The organism is Nocardioides sp. NPDC023903, assembly GCF_040639295.1.
Taxonomy (GTDB): domain Bacteria; phylum Actinomycetota; class Actinomycetes; order Propionibacteriales; family Nocardioidaceae; genus Nocardioides.
In genome coordinates this window covers 25,351-36,099 of sequence record NZ_JBEZZS010000045.1, presented here as the reverse complement: position 1 = coordinate 36,099, position 10,749 = coordinate 25,351, and the positions used below count along the sequence as shown (strand labels likewise).

Sequence of the window (10,749 nt, the reverse complement as noted above, 5' to 3'; positions counted from 1 at the left end):
ACCGAGCCCCCAGGAGCGGGCGTGCTCGACCTCGTCGCGGGCGCGTTCGAGCTGGGCGGCCGTACGGGCCACAACGACCGTTCCGCCCTTGGCGATGTCGGCGTCGATGCTCTCCGCCTCGGCGACCCGGATCACCTCGTCGACGGTCGCTCGCATCGCCCTGTCCTGGGCGAGCGCAGCCTCGCGGCTCGAGCCCGCGGCCACCTTGTCGAGCGAGGCGGGGAAGAGGGCCGAGCACCAGCCGCCGTTGCGGCCCGAGGCCCCGAACCCGGCGACCTCGGCCTCGAGGATCGCGATCTTCAGGTCGGGCCTCGCCTCGGCCAGGTAGTAGGCCGTCCAGAGCCCGGTGTAGCCCGCGCCGACGATCGCGACATCGACCTCGACGTCGCCCATCAGCGCCGGGCGTGGCTCCCAGGTGTCGCCGGCGGTCTCGTGCCACAGGCTGATCTCGGGGTAGGTGCTCACCTGACGCCCCAGGCGTACGTCTGCTTGTGCAGGTGGAGGTACATGAACGTCTCGGTGCTCACCACGCCCTCGATGGCGCGGATCTTGCTGGAGACGAGGTTGAGGAGGGCCTCGTCGCTCTCGGCGACGACCTCCACGAGCAGGTCGTACGAGCCGGCGGTGATGACGATGTAGTCGACCTCGTCGAGCTTGCCGAGCTCGTCGGCGATCCCCTCGATCGGCCCGGAGGTGCGTACGCCGATCATGGCCTGCCGTGCGAAGCCGAGCTCGAGCGGGTCGGTGACCGCGACGACCTGCATGACGCCGCTGTCGACGAGGCGCTGTACGCGCTGCCGCACCGCGGCCTCGCTCAGGCCGACCTCCTTGCCGATCGCGGCATAGCTGCGCCGGCCGTCCTGCTGGAGCTGCTCGATGATCAGCTTGTTGACCTCGTCGAGGTGAGCGCCCCCGTTGCGCTTGCGAGTGGTCATGGCGCCCAGTCAACCTGTTTGCCGTGGCCAGATGCAACGAAATCCGTCGTGTGTAACGAACAATTTCCATGATTCCGTATGAAGTGTGTGGCTGCAGGGCTCTGAAGTTGTCATAGTGGGCGTCGTGAACCATGTCTCGCTGACCGATGCGAAGCCCGCCGTCTACTGGCTGGACGACCCTGCGAAGCCAGCGCCGCTGCCGCCTCTGCTCGGGGTGGAGTCGGCCGATCTGGTGGTCGTCGGAGGCGGATACTCGGGGCTGTGGACGGCGCTGCTGGCCCGCATGCGGTTTCCGTCGTGGTCGGTGGTGCTGCTGGAGGCCGGCCAGTGCGGGGACCAGGCGTCGGGCCGCAACGGCGGCTTCGCCGAGGCGTCGTTGACCCACGGCTTCTGGAACGGTCTCGAGCGCTGGCCCGACGAGCTCGCGACGCTGGATCGGCTCGGCCAGGAGAACCTCAACGAGATGGCCGCGACCATCGAGGAGCACGGCATCGACTGCGACTGGCAGTTCACCGGTGCGCTCAACGTCGCCACCCGTCCGCACGAGGTCGACGACCTCGCCGAGTGGTCGACCGCGCTGACCGAGCACGGCATCAAGCACCGCATGCTGGACGAGATCGGGGTGCGGGACGAGCTCCGCTCGCCGACCTACCTCGGTGGCCTGGAGGTGGTCGGTGACACGGCCACGGTCGAGCCGGCGCGGCTGGCCTGGGGGCTGCGGCAGGCCTGCCTGGACGCCGGTGTGGTGATCCATGAAGGCTCCGCGGTCACGGGTCTCGAGCGTGACGGGGCGGGGATGCGGGTCTCGACGATCGCTGGGTCGGTCAGGGCCGGGCGGGTGGCACTGGCCACCAACGCCTTCCCGCCGCTGTTGCGGCGACTGCGGATGATGACCGTGCCGGTCTACGACTACGTACTCATGACCGAGCCGCTCTCCGCTGCGCAGATGGACGCCATCGGCTGGGCGAACCGGCAGGGCGTCAGCGACTCCGCCAACCACTTCCACTACTACCGCCTGACCAGGGACAACCGGATCCTGTGGGGCGGCTACGACGCGATCTACCACTTCGGCTCGAAGATCTCACCGGAGCTGGAGACCGGCGCCACCCACGACAAGCTCGCCGGCCATTTCTTCGAGACCTTCCCGCAGCTCGAGGGTCTGCGCTTCACCCACCGCTGGGCCGGCATCATCGACACCTGCACCCGCTTCTCGGCATTCTTCGGCAAGGCGTACGCCGGCCGCGTCGCCTACGCCCTCGGCTACACCGGTCTCGGCGTCGGCGCCACCCGCTTCGGCGCCCAGGTGATGCTCGACCTCCTCAGCGGCGAGCAGACGGAACGTACGTCCCTGGAGATGGTGCGCTCCAAGCCACTGCCGTTCCCTCCCGAGCCGGCACGGTACGCAGGCATCTCGATGATGGTCCGCTCGCTCGGGAAGGCCGACGCCAACGGCGGGCGCCGCGACCTGTTCCTGCGGACGATGGACCGGCTCGGGCTCGGCTTCGACTCCTAGCGGCGAGTCACTCGAACCTCATCCGTCACGGCGTACAGGCAATTCCTGCACCGGGCTCAGGCAGCGTCCTGCGCCGCCGCAACCCGCTCGCGGAGCTTCGCGTGGATCTCCTCCGGCGTGCGCTGCGTACGCTGACGGTGGTTGCGCGCGATGATGACGCCTGTCGCGGTGACTCCGGCCAGGCCGGCGAGACCGACGATCTTCCACACGCGTGCACTGCCGAAACTCATAGGACCCCCTGCTCACGATGTCTGACGACACCACTATCTCCCTTGCCGACGCCGTGGACCAGACCCGCACCGGTGATCTGTGGCTCTTCCGCGGGCGTTCGGCCGCCGACCGAGCGATCCGGATGCTCAGCAACGCCCCGGTCAACCATGTCGGGATGGCGGTGGTGCTCGACGACCTGCCGCCGCTGATGTGGCACGCCGAGCTCGGCAAGGGGCTGCTCGATCTCTATACCGGCACTCACCACCGTGGCGTACAGCTCCATGATCTGCGTGCAGCGGTCGAGCAGTGGGCCGGGCGCTACGAGCAGCAGGTCTGGCTGCGCCAGCTGACTGCCGACATCGACCGCCCGCGGGAGGACGCGCTGCTCCGGACGATCGCCCGGCTCGACGGCACCCCGTTCCCCTCGACCGCTGCCCTAGCCGGACGCTGGGCGCGGGGGAGGGTGCGCTCGAAGGCAGGGCTCGAGCAGGTCTTCTGCGCCGAGGTCGTCGCCGCGACCTACCAGGAGATGGGCCTGCTCGACGACGAGCGCCCGACCAACTACTACGACCCGGGTCGCTTCTGGTCCGGCGACCACCTGACCCTGCAGGACGGTGCGGTCCTAGGTAGCGAGGTACGCGTCGTCGGCTGAACCGCGGCCCGCGAGGCGGAGAGCGAGGGCGACCTCGCCGCTCTCGACCAGGGTCCCGATGACGAGGGCCCGGAGCCCACGGAGCAGAGCGTCGTGGTCGACCAGATCGGGTGCCGCAAGTGCGTGCAGCAGGTAGCCGTGCACGAGGGCGAGCAAGGAGTCGGGGTCGGTCCGGGTCGCGCCCGCCACGCTCGCCGCGCGGTCCGAAACGGCGCGGCCGGCGGTGAGCGCCTCGGCCACGACGGGGCGGAACTGCGGCTCACGGGCGGCATGGAGCAACCCCTCGAGGAAGGCGAGTGAGTCGGTCGGCGGCGACATCAGCGCCGCGGCGAACGCCTCGGCCATCGCGTCGGTGCCGGACTCCGTCGCGGCGAGCTCGTCGGCGAGCGTACGCAGCCGGGCGACGTCCTCGGCCACGCCCGTACGCAGCGCTTCGGCCGCCAGGTCGGTGATCGAGTCGAAGAAGTAGCCGACGGTGGCCAGCGGCAGCCCGGCGCGCTCGGTCACTGCCCGGTGGGTGACGCCGGCCATGCCCTTCTCGGCAGCCACCTCGATAGTGGCTCGGACGAGGGCGTCGCGTCGCTGCCTGGCGCTGTCACCGTGACGTCGCTTCATGGGCAGAGTGTTTCACGCGAGTCGGCACAAGTCTGGAAGATCTTCTAGACTTTTGGCAGCCGATCCAGCACGCTGTCCGACATGACCGCACCGGCCCGCGTACACGCCTTCACCGACGACGCCCTCGGCGACCACGACGCCGTCGAGCTCGCCCGCCTCATCCGCGACGGCGAGCTGAGCGCCGCAGAGGTCGAGGCAGCGGCGGTCACCCGGCTGCGACAGGTGGCCCCGGGGCTGCACGCGATGGCGTACGAGGCCTACGACGCGCCCCGTCGCGCGGATGTCGACACCGGCCTGCTCCACGGCGTACCGACCCTGCTCAAGGACAACACCGACCTCCTCGGGATGCCGACCAACCACGGGTCGGAGGCGTTCCGGGCGCGTCCGGCCACACACGACGGGCGATACGCGACACAGTTCCTCAGCGCCGGGATGACAGTGCTGGGCAAGAGCCGGATGCCGGAGTTCGGGCTGAACGCGACGACCGAGTTCCGAAGCGGGCCGGCGACACCCAACCCCTGGAATACGCTGCACTCCGTCGGCGCATCCTCCGGCGGGGCGGCGGCCCTGGTCGCCGCCGGAGCCGTGCCGCTCGCGCACGCCAACGACGGCGGCGGGTCCATCCGGATCCCGGCCGCGGCCGCCGGACTGGTCGGGCTCAAGCCCAGCCGCGGCCGCCACATCGACGGCGAGATGGCCCGCACCCTCCCGATCAACATGGTCAGCGAGGGCGTGGTGACGCGTACGGTCCGCGACACCGCGACCTTCCATGCCGCGCTCGAACGCCACTGGCGCAACCCGGCGCTGCCGCCGCTCGGGCTCGTCGAGGGCCCCGCGCGACGGCGGCTCCGCGTTGCGATGATCATCGAGTCGGTGACCGACGCCGTCGTGGACACGCAGACGAAGGCGGCCGTGGAGCGCACCGCGACCTTGCTGGAGAAGCAGGGTCACAGCGTCGAGCCGGTCCCGATCCCCGTCGACGCGCGCTTCGGCGACGACTTCCTCAGCTACTGGGGCCTGCTCGCCTTTCTCGCCGGCAACCTCGGCCGCCTGACCATCGACCGGACGCTCGACCAAGGCCGCCTCGACGGACTCACCGACGGCCTGCGTCGCGGCTTCGCCTCCGGTGGCTGGCGCCGGACGCCTGCCGCACTGCTCCGCCTGCGGCGGGCCGCAGCGGCGTACGCCGCGGTCTTCGACCATCACGACGTGGTCCTGTGCCCGGTCGTCGCCGGCGTCACCCCGCCACTGGGGCATCTCTCCCCGAACGTGCCGTTCGAGGATCTCGTCGACCGGCTCCTTCGCCACGTCGCGTTCACGCCGCTGCAGAACATCACCGGTGCGCCGGCGATCTCGCTGCCTATGGGGCTCAGCGAGGAGGGGCTGCCGATCGGGGTCCAGCTCTCCGCGGCGTACGGCGACGAGCGGACGCTCCTCGAGCTCGCCTATGCCCTCGAGGAGCAGTCGCCGTGGCCGCGGATCCAGGACGGCCAGATCACAGCATCGTAGAAGCCTTCTCCAGCACCCGGCGCAGGATCTGCTCCATCTCGTCGAACTCGGCCTGGCCGACGGTGAGTGGCGGGGAGAGCTGGATGACGGGCTCACCGCGGTCGTCGGCGCGGCAGTAGAGGCCCTCGGACCACAGCGCCTTGGAGACGTACCCGTAGAGGATCCGCTCGCACTCCTCCTCGGTGAAGGTCTCCTTGGTCGCCCGGTCCTTGACCAGCTCGATGCCGTAGAAGTAGCCGGTGCCGCGTACGTCGCCGACGATCGGCAGGTCCTTCAGCTTCGAGAGCGTGGCCAAGAACGCGGCCTCGTTGCGGCGTACGTTGCCCAGCAGGTCCTCGGCCTCGAAGACGTCGAGGTTGGCCATCGCCACCGCGGTGGAGACGGGGTGACCGCCGAAGGTGTAGCCGTGGTAGAAGGTCTCGTCCCCGGACAGGAACGGCTCCATCAGCCGGTCGGAGATGATCGTGGCACCCAGCGGCGCGTATCCCGAGGTCAGCCCCTTGGCGGAGGTGATCATGTCGGGCACGTAGCCGAACCGCTCCGAGCCGAACATCGTGCCGAGCCGTCCGTACGCGCAGATGACCTCGTCGGAGACGAGGAGCACGTCGTACTCGTCGCAGATCTCCCGCACCCGCTGGAAGTAGCCCGGGGGAGGCGGGAAGCAGCCGCCCGAGTTCTGCACCGGCTCCAGGAAGACCGCGGCGACGGTGTCGGGCCCCTCGGCGCGTATCACCACCTCGATCTGGTCGGCGCACCAGCGTCCGAACGCCTCCGGGTCGCTCCCGTCCATCAGCCCGCCGGTGATCTCCGAGGCCCGGTAGATGTTGGTGTTCGGCACCCGGAAGGTCGAGGGGACCAGCGGCTCGAACGGCGCCTTGATGTCGGCCAGGCCGGTGATCGACAGCGCCCCGTGCGTCGTGCCGTGGTAGGCGATGTTGCGCCCGATCACCTTGTGCTTGCCCGGCTTTCCCCGCAGCTTGAAGTAGTTCTTGGCCAGCTTCCACGCGGTCTCGACGGCCTCGGAGCCGGAGTTGGTGAAGAAGACCCGGTTCAGGTCGCCGGGGGCGAGGGAGGCCAGCCGGGCGGCCAGCTCGATCGCCGGCTCGTGCGCGTAGGACCACAGCGGGTGGAAGGCCAGCTGCTTGGCCTGCTCCGCGCCCGCGTCGGCGAGCTCCGCCCGCCCGTGGCCGACCTGGGAGACGAAGAGCCCCGCGAGACCGTCGAGGTAGCGGTTGCCCTCGATGTCGTAGATGTAGGCGCCCTCACCCCTGGCGATGATCGGCACGTCGGCCTCTGCGTAGCTCGAATGCCGCGTGAAGTGCATCCAGAGATGGTCCTTGGCGTCGCGCTGCAGCTGCTCGTAGTTGCCGGTCATGACTCAATGGTCACCCAATGCATCTCGCTTTCGCAAGCGAATCAGTAGCAAACCATCAATTCCACTTCGGATTCGGTTGTGACATCCCTGTTACAGGAAGGAGTTAGTCTCTACCGCATGGCTGACCAGACCTTCAGGAACGTGATCGGCGGCGAGCTGCGCGAGGCCGCCGACGCCGCTACGTACGACGTCGTCGACCCCGCCACCGGCGAGGTCTACGCCCAGGCCGCGATGTCGGGGGAGGCCGACGTCGACCAGGCGTACGCCGCCGCAGCAGCGGCCTTCGAGACCTGGGGCGAGACCACGCCTCAGGAGCGCAGCCTGGCTCTGCTCCGGATCGCCGACGCGATGGCGGCCCGTGCCGAGGAGCTGACCGCAGTGGAGGTCAAGGACACCGGCAAGCCGTTCCAGCTGACCCTGGAGGAGGAGCTGCCGCCGACGATCGACCACTTCCGGTTCTTCGCGGGCGCCGCGCGGACCCTGGAGGGGAAGAGCGCAGGCGAATACCTACAGGACCACACCTCCTGGATCCGCCGCGAGCCGATCGGCGTGATCGGGCAGGTCACGCCCTGGAACTACCCGCTCGCGATGATGTCCTGGAAGATCGCCCCAGCCCTGGCCGCCGGCAACACGATCGTGCTCAAGCCCTCCGACACCACCCCCGCCAGCTCCGCGCTGCTGGCCGAGCTCGCCCAGGAGTTCCTGCCGCCGGGCGTACTCAACCTCGTCACCGGCGACCGCGACACCGGCCGCGCGCTGATCCGGCACAAGACGCCGCAGATGGTCGCCATCACCGGCTCGGTGCGCGCCGGCATGGAGGTCGCCGCGAGCGCCGCCGAAGACCTCAAACGCGTCCACCTCGAGCTCGGCGGCAAGGCGCCGGTGATCGTCTTCGACGACGCCGACATCGACAAGGCGGTCGCGGGCATTGCTGCGGCCGGCTACTTCAACGCCGGCCAGGACTGCACGGCCGCGACCCGGGTGCTGGTCCAGGACGGCATCCACGACGAGTTCGTCGCGGCTCTCGCCGAGGCGGCCCGCAACACCACCGTCGGCCTCCCTGCCGAAAACACCGACGTCGGCGCGCTCAACAACCCAGGCCAGCTCGCCCGGGTCGCCGGCATGGTCGACCGCCTCCCGGACCACGCCACGATCGCGGCCGGCGGTGCGCCGGCACGAGTCGAAGGCGGCGAGAACGGCTACTTCTACCAGCCCACGGTCCTGGCCGGGCTCCGCCAGGACGACGAGCAGATCCAGCAGGAGATCTTCGGCCCGGTGATCACGGTGCAGGGTTTCGCCGACGAGGCGGAGGCGCTCAAGTGTGCCAACGACGTCGACTACGGCCTCGCGTCGAGCGTGTGGACCAAGGATCACGCCACCGCGCTGCGGGTCAGCAAGCGCCTCGACTTCGGCGTGGTGTGGATCAACACCCACATCCCCTACATCTCCGAGATGCCCCACGGCGGCTTCAAGCACTCCGGCTACGGCAAGGACCTCTCCGTCTACGGGTTCGAGGACTACACCCGGATCAAGCACGTGATGTCGTTCATCGGCGAGTAATCCGCTAGACAAACATCCGAGTGTGCGACCCTCGATGTGCGGGCCGGTTGGCGTCCGTGAAAGCATCGAGCGCCGTTTCGCGTACCTCCGCGGCACGGACCCAGCAATGGAAGCAGCCGAACCCCCACACGAGGTGCACCCCACATGTCAGCCAAGCAGTGGCGGACAGATGTCCAAGGTCTCCGGGCCATTGCCGTAGGCCTGGTCGTCGCTGCCCACGCGGGCATCCCGCACACCGAGGGCGGGTTCGTCGGCGTCGACGTCTTTTTCGTCCTCTCCGGCTTCCTGATCACCACCCTGCTGCTGCGCGAGGCTGACACATCAGGCACGGTCAGCATCCCGCAGTTCTACGCGCGTCGCGCCCGCCGGATCCTGCCGGCAGCCACTCTCGTGATCCTGGTCGTCCTGGCGTACGCCGCCTGGCGGCTGCCCACCACCCGGCTCACCGACGCCGCCGCTGACGGCACCTGGGCGGCGTTCTTCCTGGCCAACGTGCACTTCGCGGCCGAGGGGGTGCAGTACTTCCAGCCCAGCGAGCCCTCGCCCTTCCAGCACTACTGGTCGCTCTCGGTGGAGGAGCAGTTCTACCTGGTCTGGCCGGTGCTGGCGCTCCTGCTCATCCCCAGGCTCGGGCGCAAGGGCTTCACGATCGTGGCCGCGGTGATCGCGGTCGCGAGCCTGGCGTGGTCGATCTACGCCACCGCCGAGAACCCGACCGCTGCCTACTTCTCCACCCCGGCCCGCGCCTACGAGCTCGCCGCCGGCGCGCTGCTGGCCTGCTGGGGTGGCCGGCTCAAGGGAGCCGCCAGCGTCGCCGCCGGCCTCGGCGGAGCCGCGGCGATCGTCGTCTCCACGGTCGTGTTCAGCGAGGCCACCCCGTTCCCCGGCTGGCAGGCGCTGGTGCCCACCCTCGGCACGGTTGCGCTGCTGGCCTCCGGCGCCAACGCTCCGACCGCGAAGCTGCTCGCGGTCAAGCCGCTGAGGTACGTCGGCGACATCTCCTACTCCCTCTACCTGTGGCACTGGCCGCTGATCGTGCTCGCCCCCGAGTTCTTAGAACTCGGCAACGGCGCGCTCGAGATTACGGTCGCGGTCGCCGCCGCACTGCTCCTCTCCGCCCTGAGCCACCGCTTCATCGAGCTCCCGTTCCAGCGCAAGCAGGTGCCCGTGCTCTCCCACGGGCTGCGCTCGCTGGCCCTGTGGCCGGCAGCGCTCGTGCTGGCGGTCGGCAGCGGCTGGCTGACCACCGGCTATGCCGCCTACTCCGAGAAGGAGCGGGCCGCCCAGGCGCAGGCGTGGTTCGCGGCCAACGAGGTCCCCGACACAGCCGCCGAGACCGGGGGCGCGCCGCAGGTGCAGCGCGAGCTCCGTGCCGCCCTCGACATCGCCGACCGCGGTGGCCCGATCCCGCCGGCCGTGCTCGGCGAGGAGATCACCGATGACCGGTGGCAGAAGACGTACGGCGACTGCTACGCCAACTACGGAGACACCCGCGGCGCCGACTGCACCCTCGGTGACACCGACGCGAAGAAGACCGTCGCCCTCGTCGGGGACTCCCACGCCGGCATGTGGCTGACCGCCTTCGACGACCTCGGTAAGGAGAACGGCTTCAGGGTCGTGCCGATCGTGAAGGTCGGCTGCGCCCCCTACCCGGTCCAGCACCGCGGCAAGAAGATGACCCAGGCCGAGTGCGACGACTTCCGCGACTGGTCCGCGGACCACCTCGAGCGCCTCGACCCCGACACGATCGTCTCGACGGCGCGCGGGCAGCTCTTCATGCCGAAGACGTACGACGGGATGGACCGTGACGAGCAGTGGTCGCAGGCCGTACGCAGCACGGTGAAGGCCTATCGGGAGATCTCCCGCAAGGTCGTCGTCCTCGGCGACGTGCCCAAGGTCGACCAGAACCCCGCCGACTGCATCAGCGCCCCCGAGGCCGACCAGAGCTCCTGCCTCAGCGACCCGGACTCGCGCGAGACCAGCAGCAACGAGCTCACCGAGGCGGCCCTGAAGGGCACCAAGGCGGCGTACGTCGACACCGAGCGATTCGTGTGCGCCGACGATCGCTGCCCGCTGGTCGTGGGTGAGAAGGTCACCTACTACGACGACTCGCACCTGACCGATTCCTGGGTTCGCCACGTCACGCCGCGGCTGGGCGTCATCCTGGAACCACTGATCTGACGCAAATTTAACTGGGACGCGCGTTTCGGGATTTGCCTTTACGTGCATCTTTGTGGCTTAATTGTGTCCAGACGTTGCAAAACGTTTCATGCACAGCCCTGGACCCGTGGGGGAGTCCGGGGCTGTTGCTATTTCCGGGGTTGTCTGCGCCGCCGTCCTTCAGCCAATCGGCCTCTTTTCGCAGTGCGATTCGAATAGC

At 69.3% G+C, this 10,749-nt stretch carries 10 protein-coding genes; 5 read left to right on the top strand and 5 right to left on the bottom strand.

The features are described from left to right. A partial coding sequence (locus tag AB0F44_RS27590) for an FAD-dependent oxidoreductase (protein ID WP_357360177.1) occupies positions 1-465 on the bottom strand: 465 nt, incomplete at its 3' end. Beyond that, on the bottom strand, positions 462-935 hold the full coding sequence (locus AB0F44_RS27585; protein ID WP_008363265.1) for an Lrp/AsnC family transcriptional regulator: 474 nt from the start codon (positions 933-935) through the stop codon (positions 462-464). The genes AB0F44_RS27585 and AB0F44_RS27590, both read right to left, overlap by 4 nt. Positions 936-1,059: 124 nt before the next feature. Between AB0F44_RS27585 and AB0F44_RS27580 the strand changes: the two genes are divergently transcribed. Then, on the top strand, positions 1,060-2,448 hold the full coding sequence (locus tag AB0F44_RS27580; RefSeq protein ID WP_357360175.1) for an FAD-dependent oxidoreductase: 1,389 nt from the start codon (positions 1,060-1,062) through the stop codon (positions 2,446-2,448). Between the two features lie 56 nt (positions 2,449-2,504). Here AB0F44_RS27580 and AB0F44_RS27575 read toward each other — a convergent pair whose 3' ends face one another. Continuing rightward, positions 2,505-2,678, bottom strand: coding sequence for a hypothetical protein (locus AB0F44_RS27575; protein WP_168381104.1), 174 nt, complete (start codon positions 2,676-2,678; stop codon positions 2,505-2,507). A 17-nt stretch (positions 2,679-2,695) separates the two neighbouring features. Between AB0F44_RS27575 and AB0F44_RS27570 the strand changes: the two genes are divergently transcribed. Next, positions 2,696-3,310 carry a hypothetical protein gene (locus AB0F44_RS27570; protein ID WP_350661678.1) on the top strand — a complete coding sequence of 205 codons (615 nt, stop codon included), beginning with the start codon at positions 2,696-2,698 and terminating at the stop codon, positions 3,308-3,310. Here AB0F44_RS27570 and AB0F44_RS27565 read toward each other — a convergent pair. Then, the gene (locus tag AB0F44_RS27565; RefSeq protein WP_357360172.1) at positions 3,281-3,925 is read right to left on the bottom strand and encodes a TetR family transcriptional regulator; all 645 of its coding nucleotides are present in this window, start codon (positions 3,923-3,925) and stop codon (positions 3,281-3,283) included. The genes AB0F44_RS27570 and AB0F44_RS27565 overlap by 30 nt on opposite strands. Positions 3,926-4,006: 81 nt before the next feature. Between AB0F44_RS27565 and AB0F44_RS27560 the strand changes: the two genes are divergently transcribed. Further along, positions 4,007-5,434 (top strand): amidase, encoded by a 1,428-nt coding sequence (locus AB0F44_RS27560; RefSeq protein ID WP_357360170.1) that lies wholly within the window; start codon positions 4,007-4,009, stop codon positions 5,432-5,434. On the opposite strand, the gene AB0F44_RS27555 is transcribed toward AB0F44_RS27560, so the two are convergent. Continuing rightward, the gene (locus AB0F44_RS27555) at positions 5,421-6,809 is read right to left on the bottom strand and encodes an aspartate aminotransferase family protein (RefSeq protein WP_357360168.1); all 1,389 of its coding nucleotides are present in this window, start codon (positions 6,807-6,809) and stop codon (positions 5,421-5,423) included. The genes AB0F44_RS27560 and AB0F44_RS27555 overlap by 14 nt on opposite strands. Before the next feature lie 117 nt (positions 6,810-6,926). On the opposite strand from AB0F44_RS27555, the gene AB0F44_RS27550 reads away from it, so the two are divergent. Next, a complete protein-coding gene (locus AB0F44_RS27550; RefSeq protein ID WP_357360167.1) occupies positions 6,927-8,369 on the top strand; it encodes a gamma-aminobutyraldehyde dehydrogenase in 1,443 nt (480 codons plus the stop codon). Positions 8,370-8,513: 144 nt separating this feature from the next. Further along, positions 8,514-10,550: an acyltransferase family protein gene (locus AB0F44_RS27545; RefSeq protein ID WP_357360165.1), complete on the top strand. Its 2,037-nt coding sequence runs from the start codon at positions 8,514-8,516 to the stop codon at positions 10,548-10,550. Positions 10,551-10,749 lie beyond the last annotated feature (199 nt).

Bases quoted from the DNA above. Each gene is read 5' to 3' on its own strand.
- AB0F44_RS27545 (WP_357360165.1), top strand. From the start codon at position 8,514: ATGTCAGCCAAGCAGTGGCGGACAGATGTCCAAGGTCTCCGGGCCATT.
- AB0F44_RS27575 (WP_168381104.1), bottom strand. From the start codon at position 2,678: ATGAGTTTCGGCAGTGCACGCGTGTGGAAGATCGTCGGTCTCGCCGGC.
- AB0F44_RS27585 (WP_008363265.1), bottom strand. From the start codon at position 935: ATGACCACTCGCAAGCGCAACGGGGGCGCTCACCTCGACGAGGTCAAC.
- AB0F44_RS27555 (WP_357360168.1), bottom strand. From the start codon at position 6,809: ATGACCGGCAACTACGAGCAGCTGCAGCGCGACGCCAAGGACCATCTC.
- AB0F44_RS27565 (WP_357360172.1), bottom strand. From the start codon at position 3,925: ATGAAGCGACGTCACGGTGACAGCGCCAGGCAGCGACGCGACGCCCTC.
- AB0F44_RS27570 (WP_350661678.1), top strand. From the start codon at position 2,696: ATGTCTGACGACACCACTATCTCCCTTGCCGACGCCGTGGACCAGACC.
- AB0F44_RS27550 (WP_357360167.1), top strand. From the start codon at position 6,927: ATGGCTGACCAGACCTTCAGGAACGTGATCGGCGGCGAGCTGCGCGAG.
- AB0F44_RS27560 (WP_357360170.1), top strand. From the start codon at position 4,007: ATGACCGCACCGGCCCGCGTACACGCCTTCACCGACGACGCCCTCGGC.